The organism is Pseudomonas sp. GW821-FHT07G06 (assembly GCF_058986625.1).
Window position 1 is genome coordinate 71211 of sequence record NZ_JBYSVW010000020.1, and the last position, 25287, is coordinate 96497.

The window sequence follows — 25287 nt, forward strand, 5'->3', positions numbered from 1 at the left end:
ATCTCTGACCTGAGGTGGACTAAACCTATAGATAGCGCTGTCCCACCTACCTGAAGGAGTTCAATTGATGGCCTGGACCAAACCTGCCTACACCGACCTGCGTATCGGCTTTGAAGTCACCATGTACTTCGCAAGCCGCTAATCTCTGCTTTGGCAGATGTGCAGCACAACGCCTCGGTTATCCGAGGCGTTTTATTTTCAGCGTTGAATTGATGGAGCGTCCATGTTTGTCCAGATTCTAGGTTCCGCCGCCGGCGGCGGCTTCCCCCAGTGGAACTGCAACTGCGTGAACTGCGCAGGCTTTCGCGACGGCAGCCTGCGGGCCAAGGCGCGGACGCAGTCGTCCATCGCGATTTCCGATGACGGCGTGAACTGGGTACTGTGCAACACCTCCCCGGACATCCGCGCCCAACTCCAGGGTTTCGCCCCGATGCAGCCTGGCCGCGCCCTGCGCGATACCGGGATCGGCGCGATCATCCTGATGGACAGCCAGATCGACCACACCACCGGCCTGCTCATGCTGCGCGAGGGTTGCCCGCATCAGGTCTGGTGCACCGACATGGTCCACGAAGACCTGAGCAGCGGCTTTCCGCTGTTCAACATGCTGACCCACTGGAACGGCGGGCTGAACTGGAACCGCATCGAGCTCGATCAAAGCTTCACCATCCCCGCCTGCCCGAACCTGCGTTTCACCCCGCTGCCTTTGCGCAGTGCCGCACCGCCCTACTCGCCGCACCGCTTCGACCCGCATCCGGGCGACAACATCGGCCTGATCGTCGAAGACCTCAACACCGGTGGCAAACTGTTCTACGCACCGGGTCTGGGCAAGGTGGATGCAGCGCTGCTGGAGATCATGGCCGGCAGCGATTGTTTGCTGGTCGACGGCACGCTGTGGGATGACGATGAAATGCAGCGTCGTGGCGTAGGCACCCGCACCGGTCGGGAGATGGGCCACCTGGCGCAAAACGGCCCCGGCGGCATGCTCGAAGTGCTGGAGCAACTGCCCACGCAGCGCAAGGTGCTTATCCACATCAACAACACCAACCCGATTCTCGATGAAGATTCGCCCGAGCGCGCGGAGCTGGATCGGCGCCAGGTTGAAGTGGCGTATGACGGTATGAGTATTGTGCTGTAGCGGATGGCCCTATCGCGAGCAAGCTCGCTCCCACAGTTGACCGCATTCCCCTGTGGGAGCGAGCTTGCTCGCGATGAGGCCGGCACAGGCACTAGACCTCTACGGTTGTTTCCCGGAGAACCGCAATGACTGACACCCCGATGTCCCCCACCGAATTCGAAGCGGCCCTGCGCGCCAAGGGCGCCTACTACCACATCCATCACCCCTATCACGTGGCGATGTACGAAGGCCGGGCGACCCGCGAGCAGATCCAGGGCTGGGTCGCCAACCGTTTCTACTATCAGGTGAACATTCCCCTGAAGGACGCGGCCATTCTGGCGAATTGCCCTGACCGCGAGATCCGCCGCGAGTGGATTCAGCGCCTGCTCGACCACGACGGCGCGCCCGGTGAAGACGGCGGCATCGAAGCCTGGCTGCGACTGGGCCAGGCCGTCGGCCTCGACCCGGACCAGTTGCGTTCCCAGGAACTGGTGCTGCCCGGCGTGCGCTTCGCCGTGGACGCCTACGTCAACTTCGCCCGCCGCGCCTGCTGGCAGGAGGCCGCCAGCAGCTCGCTGACCGAACTGTTCGCCCCGCAGATCCACCAATCGCGCCTGGACAGTTGGCCGCAGCATTACCCATGGATCGACCCGGCCGGCTACGCGTATTTCCGCACACGCCTGGGTCAGGCACGGCGTGATGTCGAGCACGGTCTGGCAATCACGTTGCAGCACTACACCACCCGCGAAGGCCAGGAGCGCATGCTGGAAATTCTCCAGTTCAAACTGGACATTCTTTGGAGCATGCTCGATGCCATGAGCATGGCCTACGAACTGAAACGCCCGCCGTATCACAGCGTGACCGGGGAGCGGGTCTGGCACAAAGGAATCACCTTATGAGTTTCGATCGCAGCAAGACCCCGACCTGGCGTCCCGGCTACCGCTTCCAGTACGAACCGGCGCAGAAAGGCCACGTGCTGCTGTACCCGGAAGGCATGATCAAGCTCAACGAAAGTGCCGCACTGATCGGTGGCTTGATTGACGGTGAACGGGATGTCGCGGCGATCATCGCCGAACTCGAGCAGCAGTTCCCCGGCGTACCCGAGCTCGGTGACGACATCGAGCAATTCATGGAGGTGGCCCGTGCGCAGCACTGGATCGAACTTGCCTGATTCATCAGTGCAAGTGCCGCCCAAACCGGACGTCGGCCTGCCGCTGTGGCTGCTCGCCGAGCTGACCTATCGCTGCCCGCTGCAATGCCCGTACTGCTCCAATCCGCTGGATTTCGCCGAACAGGGCAAAGAGCTGAGCACCGAACAGTGGATCAAGGTATTCCGTGAAGCGCGGCAAATGGGCGCCGCGCAACTGGGCTTTTCCGGGGGTGAACCGCTGGTGCGCCAGGACCTCGCCGAGCTGATTACCGAAGCCCGCCAACTGGGTTTCTACACCAACCTGATCACCTCCGGCATCGGCCTCACCGAGCAGAAAATCAGCGACTTCAAGAAGGCCGGCCTCGATCACATCCAGATCAGTTTCCAGGCCAGCGACGAGCAGGTGAACAACCTGCTGGCCGGCTCGAAAAAGGCCTTTGCGCAGAAACTGGAAATGGCCCGGGCGGTGAAGGCCCATGGTTATCCGATGGTGCTGAACTTCGTCACTCATCGGCACAACATCGACCAGATCGACCGCATCATCGAGCTGTGCATCGCCCTGGAAGCGGACTTCGTCGAGCTCGCCACGTGCCAGTTCTACGGTTGGGCGCAACTCAATCGCGTCGGGCTATTGCCGACCCGGGAGCAACTGCTGCGCGCCGAACGCATCACCAATGAATACCGCGCCAAACTGCAAGCCCAAGGGCATCCGTGCAAGCTGATTTTCGTCACCCCGGACTATTACGAAGAACGCCCGAAAGCCTGCATGAACGGCTGGGGCAGTATTTTTCTGACGGTCACGCCGGACGGAACCGCCCTGCCCTGTCACGGTGCCCGACAGCTGCCGGTGCAGTTTCCCAACGTACGCGACCACAGCATGCAGCACATCTGGTACGACTCGTTCGGCTTCAATCGCTTTCGCGGTTACGACTGGATGCCCGAGCCGTGCCGCTCCTGTGACGAAAAAGAAAAAGACTTCGGCGGCTGCCGCTGCCAGGCGTTCATGCTCACCGGTGACGCCAGCAACGCCGACCCGGTGTGCAGCAAGTCGCCACAACACGGCGTGATCCTCAAGGCTCGCGAAGAAGCCGAACACGCGACCCAGACCATCGACCAACTGGCCTTTCGCAATGAACGAAACTCACGCCTCATCGCCAAAAGCTGAACCGTTCAGCGCTGCCAAAGCCGTGGCCGCTGGTATCGATTTTGCAGAACTGCAGGTCGGTCCAAACGGCCTGTTCTGGAACGAGTACCGCCCCGAAGACGCGGCGTGCCGGATCTGGCATTGGCGTGAGGGCACAGCGAAATGCCTGACGCCACCGGGGTTCAGCGTGCGCAGTCGGGTGTACGAATATGGCGGTGGCGCGTTTTGTCTGACGGACGACGGCATCGTTTTCGTCAACGAGGTCGACCAGCAGTTGTATCGGCAAACACTGCAAGACGATTCGCCCGAAAGGCTGACATCCGGTGCGTGCCGTTTTGGCGATCTGCAGTTCGCCAACGGGCAGGTACTGGCGGTCGAGGAGCATAAAGACCAACACCGACTGGTAGCGATCGACCTGTTGGATGGCGCACGCCACCTGCTGGCCGAAGGTGCTGATTTCTACGCGGCACCGATGCTGAGCCCTGATGCCCGGCGCCTGGCTTGGATCGAATGGAGTCGCCCGGATCAGCCATGGACAGCAACCCGCTTGATGGTTGCCGAACGCCTCGCCCATGGCGGGTTTGCCGAGGCGCGTTGTGTGGCGGGCGACGGTGCTCAAGAGTCGGTGCAACAGCCACGGTTTGATGCCGACGGTCGCTTGTACTGCCTGACGGATCGCGCCGGTTACTGGCAGCCATGGGTGGAATCTGAAAATGGCCTGAGCCCATTACCAAGTGCCAACGCCGACCATGGCCCCGCGCCCTGGCAACTCGGCGGCAGCACCTGGTTGCCGCTGGGCGACCACAGTTATCTGGCCAGTTGGACCGAAGGCGGGTTTGGCCGTTTGGGTATAGGCGGCGACTCCTGCGCCGACTTCACCGGCGACTACAGCCGCTTCCGCCATCTTGCGGTGGATGGGCAGTTCATTTATTGCATTGCAGCGTCGCCCGTCAGCTCAACCGCCGTCATTGCCATCGACCGTCAGAGCCGGCAAGTGAAGGTGCTGGCCGGCGGCATCGCACCGCTTCCTCCCGAACGGATCAGTCGCCCGCAGACCTTGCGCTACCCCAGTGGCTCAGGCGAAGCACACGGCTTCTTCTACCCGGCAATGACCGGCGAGGCGAAACCGCCACTGGTGGTGTTCATCCATGGCGGCCCGACGTCGGCGTGCTACCCGATGCTCGATCCGCGCATCCAGTTCTGGACACAGCGGGGCTTCGCCGTGGCCGACCTCAACTATCGCGGCAGCAGTGGTTATGGCCGGGCCTATCGTCAGGCGCTTCATTTGAGCTGGGGTGATGTGGATGTCGAAGACGCTTGCGCCGTGGTCAGTTACCTCAACGAACGCAGCCTGATCGACGGCGACAAGGCCTTCATTCGCGGCGGCAGCGCCGGTGGCTACACAACGCTTTGCGCCCTGGCGTTTCACAACGTGTTCCGCGCCGGCGCCAGCCTGTATGGGGTCAGTGACCCGGTAGCGCTGGGGCGCGCGACCCATAAATTCGAAAGCGACTATCTGGACTGGTTGATCGGCGATCCTTTGCTGGACGCCGAACGCTACGCCGCCCGCACTCCGCTGCTGCATGCCAGCAACATCCGCGTGCCGGTGGTCTTCTTTCAGGGAGAACTGGATGCCGTGGTCGTCCCGCAACAGACCCGCGACATGGTCGCGGCGCTGCAGGACAACGGCATCCTGGTCGAAGCGCATTACTACGCGGACGAACGCCATGGCTTTCGCAAGGCCGGCAATCAGGCCCATGCGCTGGAGCAGGAATGGTTGTTTTATCGGCGGGTGATGGATTCAGTGGACTGAGGCCCGTGCTCATTGCCGAGACGGTGGCGCCCCCTTCGCGGGCAAGCCCGCTCCCACAGGTTCTGTGGTTTGCACAAATCCTGTGGGAGCGGGCTTGCTCGCGAAGGCGGCCGACCTGCCGCCGCAAAACTCAGCGTTTGGCGATGATGTAAACCGCATGCACGATCCCCGGAATGTAACCGCACAACGTCAGCAGAATATTCAGCCAGAACGCTCCGCCGAATCCTACTTGCAAAAACACACCCAGCGGCGGCAACAGGATGGCGATGATGATGCGAATAAAGTCCATGGGGCAGCTCCTGATTGGGGTGGACTCGTTCGAGCCCTACAGCTAATCGACCTGTGCCGTTTGTCAGGGTTCAGCCCGATTCCTCAGGCCAGTATTTCCAGGCCGTGTTTCTGCACGATACTCAGCAACTTCAACGCCATGCCACTGGGGTGTTTATCCCCTGCTTCCCATTGTTTGACCGTGGAAGCGCTGGTGTTCAAGTAGCGCGCAAACACCGGTTGGCTGACATTGTTGCGTTCGCGCAATGCCTTTATCTCCTCAGCGGGAATCGCATTCGGCACCGTTGCAAGACAAGACTCATCGAATTCACGCATGGTCGCCTTGCTGATTGCACCGATGGCGTACAGGGCACTGGCAGACTCATGTATCGACTCAAACGCTTCACTTTTGAATTTCTTACTCATCAGGTATCTCCACAAACTCCTTCGTATCCAGCAAGTACTGGACTTGCCTCTCTGTCAGGCTTTCGTAGGTCTTTGCCATTTTCCGAAATCCGATCAGTTCGGCCTGATTGATATTGCTCTGATCTTTCTTCGCGTACAGGAACTGATAGATCCAATTACCGCCTCCTTTGGCCAGGACAATCGAGCGATGACGGTTGGCATTCAAACGCTTCTTCCAGACCCCGCCACCCAGATTGTCAGCCTGGCCATTGAGCATTTCGGTGAATGCCTCCCGGAGTTCGTCATCACCGATCCAGGCCTTGGCGGCCTGCATCGCAAAACGTTTTGTCTTGAACAGCCTCGGCGACATAGGTATCCCTTCCGCAAAAACATACCACCCAGTGGTATGGAATTCAAAGCCAACGACAAAACAAAGTTCAATCGCTGGCACCGGCACTCCCTGCCGATGCACGCTAGAAAGCCATTGATCGGCTAACCGCTCAAGCCGAAATTGCCTTTGGCAAAAACCAGCCACAAAAAAACGCCCCACGCCAAAAATATCGGGCGTGAGGCGTGCGTATTACCGCGAGACGGTTCGGGAACGTGTGCAGGTCGCGTCGAATCAGACGGCAATCCCTTTGCGGCACTGCAATTGCGCGGTGCGTACTCGGGAGAAGGCGCGCGCCAGGCGCAGGAGCATTTCATCGATGTTGGCGTTGCTGACATTCAGCGCAGGGGTAAAGCGCAGGCAGTCGGGTTGCGGGGCGTTGAGCAACAGGCCTTCGTAAAGCGCGGCCTTGACTACCGCCTCAGCGGAATCGTCCGACAGCGTCAGCCCCCAAAGCAGCCCTTGTCCGCGCAACTCGCCGTGATCATATCGATGGGCCAAACGCCCCAAACCTTCACGCAGGTGCTGACCGGCTTCTGCGACGTGCTTGAGGAAAGCCTTGTCCTGCACCGTATCGAGCACCGAAAGTCCCGCGGCGGTCATCAGTGCATTGCCATGGTGGGTACCGGTCATCTCGCCGGGTTCAAAACAGCAGGCCTTGCCCCGTGCCAGCAGTGCGGCCAATGGCACGCCGCCGCCCAGGCCTTTGCCAAGCACGACGATATCCGCCGTGACCCCGAAGGACTGTTCCGCGAGCAAGGTGCCACAACGGCCGATGCCGTTTTGCACTTCGTCGAAGATCAGCAAAATGCCGAGTTCACGGCACAGGCGTTCGACGCCCTTGAGGTAATGCGCGGTGGCCGGGATCACACCGGCTTCGCTCTGGATCGGTTCGAGCATGATCGCGACAGTCCGTTCATCCACGGCCGCATGCAATGCCGGAAGGTCATTGAACGGGACATGGCTGAAGCCCGGCAGTTGCGGCTCGAATCGGTTGGCCAATGTCGAACTGTCCGACGCCGACATCGTCGCCAGGCTACGGCCATGGTTACCGTTGTTGGCCACAATGATTCGCGACGCACCACCGCGATGCTGTTGACCCCATTTGCGCGCCAGCTTTATCGCCGCCTCACAGGCTTCGCTGCCGGTATTGAGCAGGTAGGCCTGATCACTGCCGGTGCTGGCACACAGGCGTTCGGCAAGTTTGAGCGTGCCACGGTTATGCAGGCCGAAACCCGGATTGATCAGCGCTTGAGCCTGGGCAGTGATGGCGTTGACCAGTACCGAAGGGCTGTGACCAAGGCTGTTAGCCCCACCGCCTTGAGAGAAATCCAGGTACGCACGGTCATCGCTGTCCCACAACCATGAACCCTGGCCACGCACAAACACTTGTTTCGGCCGCTCGACACCGGGCATCAAGTACTCGCTGGAAAGACTGTTGTCTTTGGAAGGCAGGGAGGCGTCCATGACCAGATCATCAAGACTGGGAGGACTACGGCGCAGACTGAACAGATTCATCCGAAAAAACCTCTGATGAGGTTTTTTGCCTTACCTATGTCAACACCATCGAAGCAAAGGGTATTCATCGCACTCTGTGGCCCTGTAAGCCCTGTGAATGCGGTTAGACTAGGCTCAGGCAAGGCATTCAGCCATTTCGATTTCTCAGCATTTTCGATAAGTAATACTTATGGATTTCAAGCAACTGCGTTATTTCGTCGCGGTCTATGAAGAAGGCCATGTGGGCCGGGCCGCCGAACGCCTGTCGATCTCCCAGCCGGCGTTGTCCCAGCAAATCCGCCACCTCGAGCAAAACCTCGATGTGAGCCTGTTCGAACGCAACAGCAAACGCCTGTTGCCAACCCTCGCAGCGCACACGCTGTACAACCACGCCCTGCCTTTGCTCGATGGCCTGCAACGGGCACGGGAGGCGCTCGGCAACTTCAAGGGTCAGGCGCTGCGCACCCTGGCCATCGGTGTATTGCAGACGGTGCATACCAGCCTCGTTCCACAGATGCTCGAACGCGTGCGCAAGGCGCAGCCGCATCTTGTCGTGCAGATCTACGAACTGACCGGACTGGAAATCGAGCGGCGACTGCTCAACGGCTCTCTGGATATCGGCATCAGCTACCTGCCGCCCCGCCAACCTGGTTTGCATGGCGTGATGCTGTACGAAGATGAACTGACCCTGGTCATCCCGGCAGAGCACCCGCTGCGTGAATTCAAGAAGGTGTCCATGAGCCAGGCCGCCGAGTTGCCGATGTTGCTGCTGGGCGAGGAATTTCAAATCCGGCAGATCTGGCAAACCCAACTGGCGAACCTCGGACGTCGCCCACAGGTGCAAGCCGAACTGAACAACATGGCCGGCATCCTCGACAGCCTGCCGCACACACGCCTGGCGACGGTGCTGCCCGGACGCTCGCAAAAGACCCATGGCAACCAAGAACTGCTGTGGAAACCCCTGAGCGAACCACGAGTCCCACTGAAAGTCGGGCTGGTGTGTCGGGATGTGCAACGGCAGCAGGCCTCGCTGGCCTTGCTGCGGACATTGCTGGAAGAAGTGATAAATGGCCCGGCTGAACGTTTGAACAGCCCGCAGGCCCTGGACGGGCTGAGTTAGAAACTTTTCTTCGGGCAAAAGAAAACCCCGCCGAAGCGGGGCTTTGCAGACTGTTTCCCTGACATCCATTTCACTCCGCCGTCCTGGCAGAATCCTACGTGTCCCTGTTGTTGCTTTGCGCTTCCTGCGCTACGTCCATGAGAAGTAGATTAGCTGTGGATCCAATTTGCATCTATGGGAGAACAGCAGCACGCTATGTAAGAGAATGCTTACAAACCATTACTTCATCAGAATTGTCCTGCATCCAGCAGGAACAACGATTCGCTACCGGCCTTGACCGACGCGCTCAACGAGTGAATCCGCGGCAACAGACGGGCGAAATAGAACCGTGCGGTGCCCAGTTTGCTGGCGTAGAAATCGTCTTGCGCTTCCTTGCCCAAAGCGGCCTTGGCCATCAGGGCCCACATGTAGGCATACGCCACGTAGCCGAAGACCTGCAGGTACTCGACCGATGCCGCGCCGATTTCGTTCGGATTGCTCTTCGCCCGGTCCAGCAACCACGCGGTCAGTTCGTCGAGGGTGGTGACGGCGTCGTTGAGCGGCTTGGTGAACTCCGCCAGGTCAGCGCTGGCCGTTGCGGTGAAGTGACGAATCTCGTCGGCGAACAGGTTGTAGAACGCCCCGCCGGTGCCGACGATCTTGCGCCCGACCAGGTCCAGCGCCTGAATGCCGTTGGTGCCTTCGTAGATCTGGGTGATGCGCACGTCACGCACCAGTTGCTCCTGGCCCCACTCACGGATGTAACCGTGGCCGCCGAACACCTGCTGGCCGTGAACGGTGGTTTCCAGACCGAGATCGGTCAGGAACGCCTTCGCCACCGGGGTCAGCAAGGCCACCAGGTCTTCCGCACGCTTGCGGGTGGCGGCATCTTCGCTGAACTTGGCGGTGTCCAGTTGCATGGCCACGTAAGTGGAGAATGCACGGCCACCTTCGTTCGAGGCTTTCATGGTCAGCAGCATGCGACGCACGTCCGGGTGGACGATGATCGGGTCAGCCACTTTGTCCTTGTTCTGCGCACCAGTCGGCGAACGGCTTTGCAGACGGTCACGGGCGTATTCCACGGCGTTCTGGTACGAGCGCTCGCCCGTGGCCAGGCCCTGGATACCGACACCCAGGCGCTCGTAGTTCATCATGGTGAACATCGCCGCCAGGCCTTTGTTCGGCTCGCCAACCAGGTAACCCACGGCCTCATCGAAGTTCATCACGCAGGTCGCGGACGCCTGGATGCCCATCTTGTGTTCGATCGACCCGCAGTTCGCCGGGTTGCGCGCGCCCAGGCTGCCATCGGCATTGACCATGAACTTCGGCACCAGGAACAGCGAAATGCCTTTCGGCCCCGCCGGTGCATCCGGCAACTTGGCCAGCACCAGGTGGATGATGTTTTCGGTGAGGTCGTGTTCGCCACCGGTGATGAAGATCTTGGTGCCACTGACCTTGTAGGAACCGTCGGCCTGAGGCTCGGCCTTGGTGCGAATGATCCCCAGGTCAGTACCGGCGTGTGGCTCGGTCAGGCACATGGAACCGGCCCAGATGCCGGCGTACATGTTCGGCAGGTACGCGGCTTTCAGCTCTTCGCTGGCGTGGGCGTTGATCGACAGGCAGGCACCGGCGGTCAGCATCGGATACAGACCGAACGACAGGCTGGCGGAGTTGACCATTTCTTCGACCTGGGCCGAAACGGCTTTGGGCATGCCCATGCCGCCGTAGGTCGGATCGCCACCGACACCGACCCAGCCGCCTTCCGCGTAGGTCTGATAGGCCTGCGGGAAACCCGCCGGCGTGGTGACGGCACCGTCGGCCCAATGGCAACCTTCCTCGTCCGCGGCACGGCTCAGCGGGGCAATGCTTTTGCTGGTGACCTTGCCGGCTTCTTCCAGGATGGCTTCGACCGTTTCCGCATCGACGGTCTCGGCCAGCGCAGGCAGTTCAGCCCAGAGTTTGGCGACCTCGAAAACTTCATTGAGGACGAAGCGCATATCGCGCAGGGGCGCTTTGTAGTCAGCCATGGCAAACCTCGCAAGATCTATACAGGTGATTCACAGGAAGAGTGTTTTCGTTGGGTCGGAGTGTACCCCAACAACTTTTAAGACACATAGGGTCAGCTCATGACTATTTTGTTATTTTTGGTCATTAACAAAAAAGCCCGCACAAGGCGAGCTTCTTTGTAGCGGATTTACATGTCTAAAGCGCAAACATCTCCGCTGGCAACTGCATCAGGCAATCGCTCCCCGCTTCGATGGCCGCCCGATGAGCGGTAGTGCGTGGCAGCAGACGCTTGAAGTAAAACTCGCTGGTCGCCAGTTTGCCCCGGCAAAAGCCAACATCACCGCTGCCAGCATCGAGTTGCGCCTGAGCCACCAGCGCCATCCGCAACCACAGGTAGCCAAGGATGATGTAACCGCTGTACATCAGGTAATCCACTGACGCGGCGCCGACCTCGTCAGGGTTTTTCATCGCCGCCATGCCGACCCTGGTGGTCAACTCACCCCACTGCTGGTTGAGTTGATCAAGCTGCGCCACATACCCCGCCAGTTGTGAATGTCCGGCGTGCGCCGCGCAAAACTTGTGGACGATTTTGGTGAACCCGCGCAGCAACTTGCCCTGACTGCCGAGTACCTTGCGCCCGAGCAAGTCCAGTGCCTGAATGCCGTTGGTGCCCTCATAGATCGGCGCAATGCGGCAGTCGCGCACCAGTTGCTCCATACCCCACTCACGAATGAACCCGTGGCCGCCAAACACCTGCATGCCATGGTTGGTCACCTCAAGCCCGGTATCGGTCATGAAGGCTTTGCAGATCGGCGTGAGGAACGCCAGCAAGTCTTCGGCTTCCTGACGCGCCGCTTCATCCGGATTCAGGTGTGCAACATCGAGCAACTGCGCGGTGAAGTAAGTCAGCGCGCGATTGCCTTCATTGAAGGCTTTCATGGTCAGCAACATCCGCCGCACATCAGGGTGCACGATGATGGGGTCGGCGGCTTTTTCCGGAGCTTTCGGGCCGGTCAGCGAGCGCATCTGCAATCGGTCGTTGGCGTATTTGATCGCGCCCTGGAAGCTCGCCTCGCCCAGACACAGACCTTGCATGCCCGTGCCCAACCGCGCGTGGTTCATCATGGTGAACATGCAGTTCAGGCCCTTGTTCGGCTCGCCGATCAAAAAGCCCTTGGCCTCGTCGAAGTTCAGCACGCAGGTGGCCGAGGCCTTGATGCCCATCTTGTGTTCGATCGAGCCGCAGGACACGCCGTTGCGCTCACCCGCTTCACCCATCGCGTCGGGCAGGAACTTGGGCACGATAAACAGCGAAATACCCTTGGTCCCGGCCGGTGCGTCCGGCAATTTGGCGAGCACCAGGTGAATGATGTTGGCGCTCATGTCGTGCTCGCCCGCAGAGATGAAGATCTTGCTGCCGGAGATCGCATAGCTGCCATCGGCCGCTGGCACGGCACGGGTCTTGATGATGCCCAGGTCGGTGCCGCAATGGGCTTCTGTCAGGCACATGGTGCCGGTCCATTGGCCAGCGGTGAGCTTCTTCAAATAGGTCTGCTTCTGCTCCTCGGTGCCATGGGCGTGGATCGCCGACATCGCACCGTGGGTCAGGCCGGGGTACATGCCCCATGAGGTGTTGCTGGACCCCACCATCTCGCTGATGACCAGGCCCAGAGAGATCGGCAACCCTTGGCCGCCGTAAACCGGGTCCGCCGCCAGGCCATGCCAGCCGCCCTCGACATATTGGGCGAAGGCCTGCTTGAAACCCGCGGGCGTGGTGACCACGCCGTTGTCGAAATGGCAGCCTTCTTCATCGCCGCTGCGGTTGAGCGGCGACAGCACGTTTTCGCAGAACTTCGCGCCTTCTTCCAGGATTGCATTGACCATGTCCGGGCTGGCATCGGTGGCCCCCAGCGCGGCGTAACTACTGTGAAAGTCGAAGACGTGGTCGATCAGAAAGCGCATGTCGCGCAAGGGAGCTTTGTACTCGGGCATGGTCATTCTCCGTCGGCAGTTTTTTCCAACCTACTGCCGCCGACACTACGCCACAATCAATGTCCAGTCGCTGAATGCGCGATCATCACTCAACCGTAGCGGCGTCCATGCGCACGGCGCCGCGACGGTTCTGACCGAACGCCATCACGCAGTTGCGCCCGGCGCCCTTGGCGCTGTAGAGCGCCTGGTCAGCGGATTTGAGTACCTCTTCCGGGGTACGTTGATCGATCCGTTCGGCAACGCCGATACTGACCGTCACCGACACACTTGACGCACTGGAACCGGCACGCCGCTGGCGCCCCTGATTGTCGTCCTGCGGGCGGTTTTCCTGATTGCGCAATTGAATGTTGTAAGTGGCGATGGACTCGCGGATGACTTCCAGGTGCGGCATGCATTCTTCGAGGGTCTTGCCTGCAAACACCAGGGCAAATTCCTCGCCGCCATAGCGATACGCCTTACCGCCACCGCCGATTTTCGACAGTTTGCTGGCCACCAGGCGCAGTACCTGGTCGCCGACATCGTGGCCGTGGGTATCGTTGAATTTCTTGAAGTGGTCGACGTCGCTCATGGCCAACACGTAGTTGCGTCCCAGCCGTTGCATGCGTTCATTCAGCGCACGGCGGCCCGGCAGCCCGGTCAGTTCGTCGCGGAAGGCCATTTGATAGGCTTCGTGGGCAACGGCGGCGGCGATCATCAGCATCACCTGGCTGCACATGATGTTCAGCGTGAACGGCAGGATGAAGGTCTTCGGCAACATCCAGAACAACCCGAGCAATCCCACCAGTTGCGCGGCATGCAGCGGTCGCGGGTTGCGCCAGTATTGCCAGGTCAGCAGCACAAACGCGGCAAAGAACACCGGATAGGACAACTGAATCAGACTCATCCAGGCGCCATGCAACGCGGGCCAGCGAATCTCCGACAACCAGATCAGCAGCACGTGTGGATAACTTTGCTCAAGCCCCAGCGCCACGCTGCCGACCGCCAGCAAGACTGCGAATCGCGCCACCATGTCCTGGAACAGATGGGTGCGTTCCTGCCACGCCGCGAATACCCCATACAACAATGGCAGCAGCAGGCAACACAGGTGAAAGACCACGGCGGCATCGTCACGCACCTTGCCGTTGTCGCGGTAATAGTCGGTCTGGGTGTCGAGCAGGAAGTAGGCGATGTACACCGTGACCATCAGAAACAGTTCACGCTGGCGTCGGTACACCGCGCAATAGGCGCCACCGAGCAACAACACCAGGGTGGGCAGCACGTTGAACAGCGAGGTGAAAAAGACGTTCAGATCCTTGATGTACGCAGCCGCAAGCCCCGCCAGCAACAGCAGTAATGACGGCAGGAAATGACTGAAACGTACAGCAGATGAGCGCGGCAAGGGTAAAGCTCCGACCCGTCAGATCAATAGATGGCAATGTGCCCACTACTGTAACGGCAGAAAGCCCGAGTTGCTGAGTGAATTACTGAGGTATTTTTCAAAGGGCGTTACAAACATTAATTCCACGGGCAATCCTTAAAGCAAAAAAAGCCGCTGGTCCCGAAGGAGCAGCGGCTTTTTCAAGTACTTCGTTAAGGCTTAGTAGCCCAGGTCGAAGTTCTCTTCTTTCATGTCCATCAGGTTGTTGGCGCCCGACAGCATGGTTGCGACGTGAGTACGGGTACGCGGCAGGATGCGCTGGAAGTAGAAGCGCGCAGTCTGCAGCTTGGCGGTGTAGAACGCCTCTTCGGAAGTGCCGGCCGCCAGTTTCTCGGCAGCCAGGCGCGCCATGTCAGCCCAGAAGTAGGCCAGGCAGGCGTAACCGGAGTACATCAGGTAGTCCACGGAGGCCGCGCCGACTTCTTCGCGATCTTTCATGGCGGCCATACCGACCTTCATGGTCAGCTCGCCCCATTCCTTGTTCAGTGCAGCCAGCGGCGCGACGAACTCTTGAACCGCTTCGTTGCCTTCGTTGGTCTGGCAGAACTTGTGGACGATCTTGGTGAAGCCTTTCAGAGCCTCGCCCTGGGTCATCAGCACTTTACGGCCCAGCAGGTCGAGTGCCTGGATGCCGGTGGTGCCTTCGTACAGCATCGAGATGCGGCTGTCGCGAACGTTCTGCTCCATGCCCCACTCGGCGATGAAGCCGTGGCCGCCATAGATCTGCACGCCGTGGTTGGCCGATTCAAAACCGACTTCGGTCATGAAGGCCTTGGCGATTGGCGTCATGAAGGCCAGCAGTGCGTCGGCTTTCTTCTTCTCTTCTTCGTCCACGCCGTACTTGACGATGTCGACCTGTTTGGCGGTGAAGTAAACCATCGCGCGGTTGCCTTCGGCGAACGCCTTCATGGTCAACAGCATGCGACGTACGTCAGGGTGCACGATGATCGGGTCAGCGGCTTTGTCCGGCGCTTTCGGGCCAGTCAGCGAGCGCATTTGCAGACGGTCGCGAGCGTATTTCAGGCCACCCTGGAAACCGACTTCAGCGTGGGCCAGGCCTTGCAGCGCGGTACCCAGGCGAGCGGTGTTCATGAAGGTGAACATGCAGTTCAGGCCTTTGTTCGCCGGGCCGATCAGGAAACCGGTGGCGCCGTCGAAGTTCATCACGCAGGTGGCGTTGCCGTGGATGCCCATCTTGTGTTCCAGGGAACCGCAAGACACGGCGTTACGCGTGCCAACCGAACCATCGGCGTTCGGCAGGAACTTCGGCACGATGAACAGGGAGATGCCTTTGGTGCCAGCCGGCGCATCCGGCAGGCGGGCCAGTACGATGTGGACGATGTTGTCGGCCATGTCGTGTTCACCGGCCGAGATGAAGATCTTGGTGCCGGAGACTTTGTAGGAACCGTCGGCCTGAGGCTCGGCCTTGGTGCGCAGCATGCCCAGGTCGGTACCGCAGTGCGGTTCGGTCAGGCACATGGTGCCGGTCCATTCGCCGGAAACCAGCTTGGTCAGGTAAGCCTCTTGCTGCTCAGGGGTACCGTGCTCGGAGATGGTGTTCATCGCACCGTGCGACAGGCCCGGGTACATGCCCCACGACCAGTTGGACTCGCCGACCATTTCACTGATGGCCAGGCCCAGGGATTCCGGCAGGCCTTGGCCGCCGTGCTCGACGTCGTGAGCCAGGCTCGGCCAGCCGCCTTCAACGAATTGCTTGTAGGCTTCCTTGAAGCCAGTCGGCGTCTTAACGCCGGACTCGCTCCAGGTGCAACCTTCGAGGTCGCCCACACGGTTCAGCGGAGCCAGTACCTGCTCACAAAACTTGGCGCCTTCCTCGAGAATGGCGTCAACCATGTCCGGAGTTGCGTCGGCACAAGCCGGAAGGCTCTGATAGTGCGCTTCGTAGCCGAGCAGTTCGTCACGAACGAAGCGAATATCACGCAAGGGGGCCTTGTAGTCAGGCATAGCGATAAACCTCTGCTGATGTAACCGGGAATGAACGACCGCATTGATTTGTTGTTGCGATCAAACAGTTGTTTGAAACATACGTTTACGCCCAAATCTTGTCAAGCGTCGATCTTTTGCCGTTCGTCATCGCAGGATTGGACATTCAGGCACACGACACCGCCGCCGCGCTGCCGAAGCAGCCCGTCACCCTGAAAAGATTAGTTGAGCAAGAAAGACTTACGCACAAAAACGCCGCGAACAGGCGCGGCGCTGGAAGGTGCGGATTCGGCAAGGAATCAGGCGTAGGTATCGATCAATGTTCCGAGCACTTCATCGGCGGCCTTGGCGACTTTCACGCCCAGCTCCGCCTGAATCTTGCCTTGGGCCATTTCGACCACGTTGCTGGCCAGGTCCGATTGCCGGCTGCGATCAACCGATCGCAGACGGTCGACCTGCGCCTCGGAGGACTGGCTGGTGAGCGAACGCTCGAGAGTGGTGTTGGCGATTTGCCCGGCGGCTTGATCGACACGGTTCTGCCCTGTCTGAAGAGTGCTCAGACCGGCATAAAAAGCGGTGTTTCCTGAGATTTCCATGGGAGAACTCGTCCTTTCAAAGGATCAACAACGGCCATTGAAGCAGAGTGACTGGCAAAACACCCGTCAAAAACACTAATGGCACAGTGCCTTGTCATAGGCAAAGCCCGCATTTCCAAACGTCAGTCCAACAAGTCCAGTTGCAAGTGCTCGGCCACGGCTTCTGCCGTCACGGCCTTGAGTTTGGGCACACGTCCCAGGCACGGCGCCGGGAGGCGCTCGGCCAGCGTGGCGAGGTTTTCTTCCAGCCGCGAGGTCTTCGGGTCGATGATATTGGCCACCCATCCCGCCAGTTGCAAGCCGTCCCGGGCGATCGCTTCGGCGGTCAACAAGGCATGGCTGATACACCCCAGGCGCACGCCGACCACCAGGATCACCGGCAGCTTCAATGCAATGGCCAGATCCGACAGATTGTCCTGATCCGCCAAGGGTACGCGCCAGCCGCCGGCGCCTTCGATCAGGGTGAAGTCCGCCTGCAGGCCCAGAATCTGCCGCATCGGCGCCAGCAACGACTGCACCGTCAACGCCACGCCCGCCTCCCGTGCCGCCAGATGGGGAGCAATGGCCGGTTCGAAGGCCACCGGATTGACCTGTGCATAGGTCAGCGGCAGCGAACACTCCGCCATCAACGCCAGTGCATCGGCGTTGCGCAGGCCTTTGGGGGTCACATCGCACCCGGAAGCGACCGGCTTGCCCGCCGCCGTGCTCAAACCCGCCGAGCGCGCCGCATGCAGCAGCCCCGCAGCGACCGTGGTTTTACCGACATCCGTATCCGTGCCGGTGATGAAATAGGCTGCGCTCATAAGGGTTTCTCCAAAATGGCGTACACCACTTGATAAGTCGCCGGCAGGCCTCGGGCCTGACGAAACTGCTCATAAGCCTCAATCAATCCCAAAATCCGCGCCCGGCCGGTCAAACCACCCGGTCGACCGGGGTTGAGATTGTGCGCACCCAGTGCCTTGAGCTCATGAGTCAGGCTGCGCACATCCGGGTAATGCAGCACGTGCGCCTGGTTTTGCAGACTGACGACCCGCAAACCACTGGCAGCGCACAAATGTTGATACACGCCAAACTCCCGGAAGCGGTTGACGTGCACCATGCCATCGACCTGTCGCCAGCTGTCGCGCAGTTCAAACAACGTCCCTGTACAAAGACTAGCAAACGCAAACATGCCACCCGGTTTCAGCACTCGATAAGCTTCACTGAGCACCGAGTCGAAGTCCGCACACCATTGCACCGCCAGGCTCGAGAAGATCAGGTCGCAGGTCGAGTCCTGCAGTGGCAACCGCTCGGCATCGCCGGCCACGAAATGCGTGGCACCGCCCAACGGCCGGGCGTGGTTGAGCATGCCTTCGGCGATATCCAGCGCTACACCGTGACTGCCCGCAAACCGCTCACCCAAGGCACGACTGAAATGCCCGGTGCCACAGCCCAGGTCCAACCAGCGCTGTGGTACAAAATCCTGCGGTAAGCACCTGAGCAATTGGCTGCCCACATCACGCTGCAGCTCGGCCACGCTGTCGTAGCTTTCCGCTGCGCGGGAGAAAGATGCAGCGACCTGGCGTTTGTCGGGCAAGCCGCCGGGCAGGTTGAGAAGGGATAAATCAGTCATCGCCGGACTCATGCAAAAAGGCCTGGATCGCCCCCGCCACACCGTGGGGATCTTCCAGAAGAAACGCGTGGCCGGCCTGCTCAATCAGACCGATTTCTATATCCGGCAGCAACGCCAGTAAATCGCCCGCCGCCTCCGCCGGCACCAGCCCGTCGAGGCCGGCGAACAGATGCAGTTGCGGACCGCGGAACGATTGCAGTGCCTGCCGCGTATCCAGTTGCGCAAGCACTTGCAGACCGCTCAGCAGCACTGGCGCGGCAGTGCTCGGTGCGCCAGCGAGCAACAACCGCGACAATCCGCGCGGGTCTTCGGCGCCTTGGGCACAGAGCAGTGAAAAGCGTTTCAAGGTCGCGCGCGGATCGGCTGCACATCCCGCCAGAAACGCATCGAAGGTTTCCCCGGACATGGCGGCCGACCAGTGTTCATGAGCGACAAAAGACGCGTTGCTGGCCAGCGTGAACACGCCGCAGCAGCGATCGCCACGCCGGGCCGCCAGTTCGCAGGCGAGCATGCCACCCAATGACCAGCCGCCCAGCCAGGCGTCTTGCGGCAACGTCGCATCAAGCTCATCGAGCCACTCTTGAAGATCGCTCGACTCCAGGTCGGGCAACGGCTCGATCTCGACACGCAAGTGTTCGTCCAGGCCGCGCAAAGCCGCAGCCAAAGGCTCCAGCGGTGAAACGCCGAGGCCCCAGCCGGGCAGCAGAATCAAACGATCACGCATGGCTTGGCTCCGGCTGCAGTTGTTGAAAACAATCGGCCAGTCCGTTTAACAATAGCTGCACCTGGGCCTCGCTGTGGGCTGCCGTCAGCGTGACCCGCAGTCGGGCGCTGCCAGCAGGCACGGTCGGCGGGCGAATCGCCGTCACCATCAACCCGCGCTCGCGCAACATTTGCGAAAGACGCACCGCGCGTCCGGCATCGCCGACCATGATCGGCTGGATCGGTGTGAAGCTGTCCATGAGTTCCAGGCCGATCTGTTCGGCACCCTGGCGGAACTGGCGGATCAACGTCTGTAAATGCTCGCGTCGCCAGTGTTCGCTGCGCAACAGTTCCAGGCTTTTCAACGTGGCGCAGGCCAGCGCCGGTGGCTGGCTGGTGGTGTAGATGTAAGGCCGGGCAAACTGGATCAGACTTTCGATCAGCTCTTCGCTGCCGGCCACAAAGGCGCCCGCCGTACCGAAGGCTTTGCCGAGGGTGCCGACCAGCACCGGAACGTCATCCTGGCTCAAGCCAAAATGCTCGACGATGCCGCCACCGTTGGCGCCCAGCGGTCCAAAGCCATGGGCATCGTCGACCATCAACCAGGCGCCTTTGGCCTTGGCCTCTCGGGCCAGTGCCGGCAAGTCGGCGATATCGCCGTCCATGCTGAACACGCCGTCGGTGACCACCAGGGTATTGCCGGTGGCTTTTTCCAGGCGTTTGGCCAGGCTCACCGGGTCGTTGTGCAGATAGCGATTGAACCTCGCGCCGGACAACAGCCCCGCGTCGAGCAGCGACGCATGATTGAGCCGGTCTTCGAGCACCGTATCACCCTGCCCCACCAGCGCCGTGACCGCACCGAGGTTGGCCATGTAACCGGTGGTGAACAGCAGCGCGCGCGGGCGACCGGTCAGGTCGGCCAAGGCTTCTTCCAGGGCATGGTGCGGGGCGCTATGGCCGATGACCAGATGTGAGGCGCCGCCGCCCACCCCCCACTTCGAAGCGCCGGCACGCCAGGCTTCGATTACTTGTGGATGATTGGCCAGCCCCAGGTAGTCATTGTTACAGAACGCCAGCAACGGCTGGCCATCAACCACCACTTGCGGCCCCTGCGGGCTTTCGAGCAGCGGACGCTGGCGGTAGAGATTTTCGGCACGACGGGCAGCAAGGCGTGCGGCGAGATCGAAAGACATGCAGGCCTCGCGAAAAAGAAAGAAACATCAATGCCTGTAGGAGCTGCCGAAGGCTGCGATCTTTTGATCTTGATTTTTTAAGATCAAAAGATCGCAGCCTTCGGCAGCTCCTACAGAGAGCGATCAGACGGCGGCGTTATAGAACTGCTCGCTGCTCTTCTGCTCCACCAGCGCCTGCTCGATAGCGGCCTGATGCACTTCATCGGCGTGCTCTTCGCGGGCTTCCGGCAGGATTCCCAAGCGCCCGAACAGTTGCATGTCCTTGTCGGCCTGCGGGTTGGCGGTGGTCAGCAGTTTCTCGCCGTAGAAAATCGAGTTGGCACCGGCGAAGAACGCCAGAGCCTGCATCTGCTCGTTCATGGCTTCGCGGCCGGCGGACAGGCGCACGTGGGATTGCGGCATCAGGATGCGCGCGACCGCGAGCATGCGGATGAAATCGAACGGGTCGACGTCGTCGGCATTTTCCAGCGGCGTACCGGCGACTTTCACCAGCATGTTGATCGGCACCGACTCCGGATGCTCCGGCAGGTTGGCCAGTTGGATCAGCAGGTTGGCGCGGTCGTCCAGCGACTCGCCCATGCCGAGGATGCCGCCGGAGCAGATCTTCATTCCCGACTCACGCACGTAGGCCAGGGTTTGCAGGCGCTCGCTGTAGGTGCGGGTGGTGATGATGCTGCCGTAGAACTCCGGCGATGTATCGAGGTTGTGGTTGTAGTAGTCGAGGCCGGCCTTGGCCAGCGCCTCGGTCTGGTCCTGATCCAGGCGGCCGAGGGTCATGCAGGTTTCCAGGCCCAGGGCTTTCACGCCTTCGACCATCTTCAGAACATACGGCATGTCCTTGGCCGACGGGTGCTTCCACGCCGCGCCCATGCAGAAGCGGGTCGAACCGATGGCCTTGGCGCGTGCGGCCTCTTCGAGGACCTTCTGCACTTCCATCAGTTTTTCTTTTTCCAGGCCGGTGTTGTAGTGACCGGACTGCGGACAATATTTGCAATCTTCCGGGCAGGCGCCGGTCTTGATCGACAACAGGGTCGACACCTGAACACGATTGGCGTCGAAATGCGCACGGTGCACCGTCTGCGCCTGGAACAGCAGGTCGTTGAATGGCTGAACGAAGAGTGCTTTGACTTCGGCCAAAGTCCAGTCATGACGCAGGGTTGCAGTGGTGCTGGCGCTCATGGGCGTTTCCTTTGAATTATGCTTTGGCATGCGGCTGGGTCATGGAATGTCCCAGCCGCCTCACAGATGTTTCGGCATATTTAAGGAAGAGCGATGCGCTGTCAACCACAGTACAAAGGACAGGTTTACATCTGGTCAAAAAACAAACAATCGTGTCTTTTGTGCGATGAGCCCGCCGACGGCATCGTCCCTGTCTGCACGGCCTGCGAAACCGAGCTGCCCTGGCTGGGCGATCACTGCCGTACCTGCGCCCTGCCGCTTCCGGTTGCGGGCCTGACCTGCGGCCATTGCCTGAAGCAGCCACCGGCCTTCGAACACGTGATTGCCCCCTGGACCTACAGCTTTCCGGTTGACAGCCTGATCACCCGTTTCAAACACAACGCAAAGTGGCCGTTTGGCCGCTTGCTCGCCGAACTTCTCGCTCAATACCTGCAACATCGCTTCGAAGACGATCTGCAGCGACCCCATGCGCTGATTCCGGTACCGCTGGCCAACCGGCGCCTGCGCCAGCGCGGGTTCAACCAGGCGGCGATGCTGGCCCGCTGGTTGAGTGACGCCCTGGACATTCCATGCGACGAACGGTTGCTGCTTCGAACCCAGGACACCGATGCCCAACAGGCCTTGAATGCCCAAGCGCGCCGCAAGAATTTGCGCAACGCTTTCAGCCTGATACCCGGTGCGACCGTCAAAGGCCGGCACCTGGCCCTGATCGACGACGTCCTCACCACCGGTGCCACGGCCCAGGCCCTGGCCTGGCTGTTGATCGACGCCGGTGCAGCGAGGGTCGACGTCTATTGCCTGGCCCGCACGCCAAAACCCGGCGACGCGGTTTGACCTGAGCGCACAAAACCTGTGGGAGCGAGCCTGCTCGCGATGACGGTGTATCAGACACGCCAATGTTGAATGAGATGAACTCATCGCGAGCAGGCTCGCTCCCACAAGGATTGTGGCGTGACTTGACTCCCAGGCTTTCAGCCGCCAACGTCCTCCCCATCGCCACCACCCAAAGCGACTTGCCATGTCTTTGCCCACCTTGTTGTCCCAGCACATTGTCCGCCGTCCGCAGCGCATCGCCCTGCTGCAGCACATCGCCGAGCAAGGCTCGATCACCCGTGCGGCAAAAAGCGCGGGCCTGAGCTACAAGGCTGCCTGGGATGCCATCGATGAGCTGAACAACCTGGCGCAGAAGCCGTTGGTGGAGCGGATTGTCGGCGGCAAGGGCGGTGGCGGTGCCCGTCTCTCCAACGAAGGCGAGCGGGTGCTGCGGCTGTACCAGAAGCTGCAAGCCTTGCAGGCCCAGGTGCTGGAAGCCGCTGAAGATGCCAGCGACCTCGACCTCCTCGGGCGCTTGATGCTGCGCACCAGCGCGCGCAATCAGTTACACGGCAAGGTAATGGCGATCGAGCCCCAGGGACGCAACGACCTGATTCGTCTCGAAGTCGCCGAAGGCTTGATCGTCGATGCGCAAATCACCCACGACAGCACCGAGCGCCTGGAACTGCAAATCGGCACCGAAGTCGTGGCCTTGATCAAGGCCGGCTGGCTCGATGTGCTGGAGGTCGATTCAGCCGAAACGCCGGGAAACAATTGCCTGAAAGGCACCATCGATAAAATTCTCGACGCCGACGATGGCCCCAGCGAAGTGCGCATCACCCTGCCTAACGGCCTGACCCTGTGCGCGCTGGACGAACCCACACATCTGCAGGCATTGGGGCTGACCTGCGGCAAACCCGTGCGCGTGGAGTTTTCGCCCTCCAGGGTTCTGCTGGGTACGCCGCTTTAAGCAAACTGCAACAAAAGGTTCATTACTCATCATTAAGGTGTCTGCAAAACCGCAGGGAGCCTGAAATGAGCCTATTAGAAGAAAACCAGTCCACCGACCTCGAAACCATGGTCGGCCTCAGTCGTCGCAGCTTCATCAGCGCAGGTGCCCTGTGCGGCGCGGCGATGTTCCTCGGCGGCAACCTGCTGAGCCGCAGTGTGATGGCTGCCAGCGTCAGCGCCGGTAACAGCCAGTTGCTGGGCTTTGACAGCATTGCTGCCGCCACCAGCGACTCCATCACCCTGCCACCGGGCTACAAGTCCTCGGTGCTGATCAGCTGGGGCCAGCCCCTGCACAAGGACGGCCCGGCGTTCGACCCGAGCGGCAACGGCAGCGCCGAACATCAGGAAGCCCAGTTCGGCGACAACAACGATGGCATGAGCCTGTTCGAATTTCCGGGCGAAAAAGACCGGGCGCTGATGGCGATCAACAACGAATACACCAACTACCGCTACCTCTACGCCCACGGCGGCATGCCGCAATCGGCGGAAGACGTGCGCAAGGCGCTGGCCTGCGAAGGTGTGTCGGTGATTGAAGTACAGCGCAAGAACGGCCAATGGCAATTCGTCCAGGGCTCGCGCTACAACCGCCGCATTCACGGCAATGCGCCGATCACCCTGAGCGGCCCGGCCGCCGGTCACGCACTGCTGAAGACCAGCGCCGATGCCCAGGGCAAGAACGTCCTCGGCACCTTCCAGAACTGCGCCAACGGCAAGACGCCGTGGGGCACCTATCTGACCTGTGAAGAGAACTTCACCGACTGCTTCGGCAGCAGCAACGCCGAGCAGAAATTCGACCCGGCGCAAAAACGCTACGGCGCGGTGGTGACCAGCAAAGAGATCAACTGGCACCAACACGACGAGCGCTTCGACCTGGCCAAGAACCCCAACGAACTCAACCGTCACGGCTGGGTGGTGGAAATCGATCCGTTCGATCCGCAGTCGACGCCGGTCAAACGCACCGCCCTCGGCCGCTTCAAACACGAAAACGCCGCCCTGGCCGAAACCGGCGATGGCCATGCCGTGGTGTACATGGGTGACGATGAGCGCGGCGAGTTCATCTACAAATTCGTCAGCCGCGACAAGATCGACCACAAGAACCCCAAGGCCAACCGCGACATTCTCGATCACGGCACCCTCTATGTGGCGCGTTTCGATGCCGGGGACGGCAACGCCGACCACCCGAAAGGCCAGGGTGAATGGATCGAACTGACCCACGGTAAAAACGGTATCGACGCCAGCAGCGGCTTTGCCGATCAGGCTGAGGTGCTGATCCACGCCCGTCTCGCCGCCAGTGTGGTGAAAGCCACGCGCATGGACCGCCCGGAATGGATCGTGGTCAGCCCCAAGGATGGCCAGGTCTACTGCACGTTGACCAACAACGCCAAGCGCGGCGAAGACGGACAACCGGTGGGCGGACCGAACCCGCGGGAGAAGAACGTCTACGGCCAGATCCTGCGCTGGCGCACCGAGCGCGACGATCACGCCTCACACACCTTTGCCTGGGACCTGTTTGTGGTGGCCGGCAACCCGGCCGCACATGCAGGGACGCCAAAGGCCGGCTCGTCGAACATCACGCCGCAAAACATGTTCAACAGCCCGGACGGTTTGGGCTTCGACAAGGCCGGACGCTTGTGGATCCTGACCGATGGTGATGTGAGCAACACCGGTGACTTTGCCGGCATGGGCAATAACCAGATGCTCTGCGCAGATCCGGCGACCGGCGAGATTCGCCGCTTCATGGTCGGGCCGGTGGGCTGCGAGGTGACCGGGATCAGCTTCTCGCCGGACCAGAAAACCCTGTTCGTCGGGATCCAGCACCCGGGTGAAAACGGTGGCTCGACCTTCCCCGAGCATCTGCCAAACGGCAAACCGCGCTCTTCGGTGATGGCGATCAGCCGGGAAGATGGCGGGATCGTCGGCGCCTGACAGGCCCTCATCGCGAGC

Annotated in this window: 24 protein-coding genes; 10 read left to right on the top strand and 14 right to left on the bottom strand. The window is 60.7% G+C overall.

The window, feature by feature from the left end; all coding sequences use genetic code 11:
* The first annotated feature begins 67 nt into the window (after positions 1–67).
* The 6 genes from pqqA (at position 68) to AC3WJW_RS26350 (ending at position 5221) form a co-directional block, all read left to right on the top strand.
* Complete coding sequence (gene pqqA / locus AC3WJW_RS26325; RefSeq protein ID WP_003444522.1) at positions 68–142, top strand: pyrroloquinoline quinone precursor peptide PqqA; 75 nt, start codon at positions 68–70, stop codon at positions 140–142.
* An 81-nt stretch (positions 143–223) separates the two neighbouring features.
* Positions 224–1135 (top strand): pyrroloquinoline quinone biosynthesis protein PqqB, encoded by a 912-nt coding sequence (gene pqqB, locus AC3WJW_RS26330; protein ID WP_104450014.1) that lies wholly within the window; start codon positions 224–226, stop codon positions 1133–1135.
* 125 nt (positions 1136–1260) lie between these two features.
* On the top strand, positions 1261–2013 hold the full coding sequence (pqqC, locus tag AC3WJW_RS26335; RefSeq protein WP_493728003.1) for a pyrroloquinoline-quinone synthase PqqC: 753 nt from the start codon (positions 1261–1263) through the stop codon (positions 2011–2013).
* A complete protein-coding gene (gene pqqD / locus AC3WJW_RS26340) occupies positions 2010–2285 on the top strand; it encodes a pyrroloquinoline quinone biosynthesis peptide chaperone PqqD (RefSeq protein WP_007980311.1) in 276 nt (91 codons plus the stop codon). The genes pqqC and pqqD overlap by 4 nt, the downstream gene beginning before the upstream one ends.
* On the top strand, positions 2257–3429 hold the full coding sequence (gene pqqE / locus AC3WJW_RS26345; protein WP_493728004.1) for a pyrroloquinoline quinone biosynthesis protein PqqE: 1173 nt from the start codon (positions 2257–2259) through the stop codon (positions 3427–3429). Before pqqD ends, pqqE begins: the two co-directional genes overlap by 29 nt.
* A complete protein-coding gene (locus tag AC3WJW_RS26350; RefSeq protein ID WP_493728005.1) occupies positions 3395–5221 on the top strand; it encodes a S9 family peptidase in 1827 nt (608 codons plus the stop codon). The genes pqqE and AC3WJW_RS26350 overlap by 35 nt, the downstream gene beginning before the upstream one ends.
* Positions 5222–5351: 130 nt before the next feature.
* On the opposite strand, the gene AC3WJW_RS26355 is transcribed toward AC3WJW_RS26350, so the two are convergent.
* From AC3WJW_RS26355 to AC3WJW_RS26370, 4 genes are all read right to left on the bottom strand, one after another.
* The gene (locus AC3WJW_RS26355) at positions 5352–5510 is read right to left on the bottom strand and encodes a YqaE/Pmp3 family membrane protein (protein ID WP_003228885.1); all 159 of its coding nucleotides are present in this window, start codon (positions 5508–5510) and stop codon (positions 5352–5354) included.
* Between the two features lie 83 nt (positions 5511–5593).
* Positions 5594–5914: a helix-turn-helix domain-containing protein gene (locus AC3WJW_RS26360; protein ID WP_218473429.1), complete on the bottom strand. Its 321-nt coding sequence runs from the start codon at positions 5912–5914 to the stop codon at positions 5594–5596.
* Positions 5907–6263 carry a type II toxin-antitoxin system RelE/ParE family toxin gene (locus AC3WJW_RS26365; RefSeq protein ID WP_493728036.1) on the bottom strand — a complete coding sequence of 119 codons (357 nt, stop codon included), beginning with the start codon at positions 6261–6263 and terminating at the stop codon, positions 5907–5909. The genes AC3WJW_RS26360 and AC3WJW_RS26365 overlap by 8 nt, the downstream gene beginning before the upstream one ends.
* 252 nt (positions 6264–6515) lie before the next feature.
* Positions 6516–7799, bottom strand: coding sequence for an aspartate aminotransferase family protein (locus AC3WJW_RS26370; protein ID WP_493728006.1), 1284 nt, complete (start codon positions 7797–7799; stop codon positions 6516–6518).
* A 169-nt stretch (positions 7800–7968) separates the two neighbouring features.
* Between AC3WJW_RS26370 and AC3WJW_RS26375 the strand changes: the two genes are divergently transcribed.
* A complete protein-coding gene (locus tag AC3WJW_RS26375) occupies positions 7969–8898 on the top strand; it encodes a LysR family transcriptional regulator (RefSeq protein WP_493728007.1) in 930 nt (309 codons plus the stop codon).
* A gap of 227 nt (positions 8899–9125) precedes the next feature.
* On the opposite strand, the gene AC3WJW_RS26380 is transcribed toward AC3WJW_RS26375, so the two are convergent.
* From AC3WJW_RS26380 to bioB, 10 genes are all read right to left on the bottom strand, one after another.
* A complete protein-coding gene (locus AC3WJW_RS26380) occupies positions 9126–10904 on the bottom strand; it encodes an acyl-CoA dehydrogenase C-terminal domain-containing protein (protein ID WP_493728008.1) in 1779 nt (592 codons plus the stop codon).
* Between the two features lie 175 nt (positions 10905–11079).
* Positions 11080–12876: an acyl-CoA dehydrogenase C-terminal domain-containing protein gene (locus tag AC3WJW_RS26385; protein ID WP_493728009.1), complete on the bottom strand. Its 1797-nt coding sequence runs from the start codon at positions 12874–12876 to the stop codon at positions 11080–11082.
* Positions 12877–12961: 85 nt separating this feature from the next.
* Entirely contained in the window at positions 12962–14254 is a 1293-nt protein-coding gene (locus tag AC3WJW_RS26390) for a GGDEF domain-containing protein (protein WP_493728010.1), read from the bottom strand.
* A 198-nt stretch (positions 14255–14452) separates the two neighbouring features.
* Complete coding sequence (locus tag AC3WJW_RS26395) at positions 14453–16258, bottom strand: phenylacyl-CoA dehydrogenase (protein WP_015097094.1); 1806 nt, start codon at positions 16256–16258, stop codon at positions 14453–14455.
* Positions 16259–16536: 278 nt separating this feature from the next.
* Positions 16537–16833: a hypothetical protein gene (locus AC3WJW_RS26400; protein ID WP_015097095.1), complete on the bottom strand. Its 297-nt coding sequence runs from the start codon at positions 16831–16833 to the stop codon at positions 16537–16539.
* A gap of 122 nt (positions 16834–16955) precedes the next feature.
* Entirely contained in the window at positions 16956–17636 is a 681-nt protein-coding gene (bioD, locus tag AC3WJW_RS26405) for a dethiobiotin synthase (protein WP_492584875.1), read from the bottom strand.
* Entirely contained in the window at positions 17633–18445 is an 813-nt protein-coding gene (gene bioC, locus AC3WJW_RS26410) for a malonyl-ACP O-methyltransferase BioC (RefSeq protein WP_493728011.1), read from the bottom strand. The genes bioD and bioC overlap by 4 nt, the downstream gene beginning before the upstream one ends.
* A complete protein-coding gene (locus AC3WJW_RS26415) occupies positions 18438–19169 on the bottom strand; it encodes an alpha/beta fold hydrolase (protein ID WP_218473419.1) in 732 nt (243 codons plus the stop codon). Before AC3WJW_RS26415 ends, bioC begins: the two co-directional genes overlap by 8 nt.
* Complete coding sequence (gene bioF, locus AC3WJW_RS26420; RefSeq protein ID WP_493728012.1) at positions 19162–20340, bottom strand: 8-amino-7-oxononanoate synthase; 1179 nt, start codon at positions 20338–20340, stop codon at positions 19162–19164. Before bioF ends, AC3WJW_RS26415 begins: the two co-directional genes overlap by 8 nt.
* Positions 20341–20463: 123 nt before the next feature.
* Positions 20464–21519, bottom strand: coding sequence for a biotin synthase BioB (gene bioB, locus AC3WJW_RS26425; protein ID WP_008054312.1), 1056 nt, complete (start codon positions 21517–21519; stop codon positions 20464–20466).
* Between the two features lie 93 nt (positions 21520–21612).
* Here bioB and AC3WJW_RS26430 point away from each other — a divergent pair, with 93 nt between their 5' ends.
* The 3 genes from AC3WJW_RS26430 (at position 21613) to AC3WJW_RS26440 (ending at position 25269) form a co-directional block, all read left to right on the top strand.
* Positions 21613–22353, top strand: coding sequence for a ComFC family protein (locus AC3WJW_RS26430; RefSeq protein WP_493728013.1), 741 nt, complete (start codon positions 21613–21615; stop codon positions 22351–22353).
* A gap of 184 nt (positions 22354–22537) precedes the next feature.
* Positions 22538–23302: a TOBE domain-containing protein gene (locus tag AC3WJW_RS26435; RefSeq protein ID WP_493728014.1), complete on the top strand. Its 765-nt coding sequence runs from the start codon at positions 22538–22540 to the stop codon at positions 23300–23302.
* A 65-nt stretch (positions 23303–23367) separates the two neighbouring features.
* Positions 23368–25269, top strand: a complete 1902-nt coding sequence (locus AC3WJW_RS26440; protein WP_493728015.1) for a PhoX family protein — start codon at positions 23368–23370, stop codon at positions 25267–25269.
* Positions 25270–25287 lie beyond the last annotated feature (18 nt).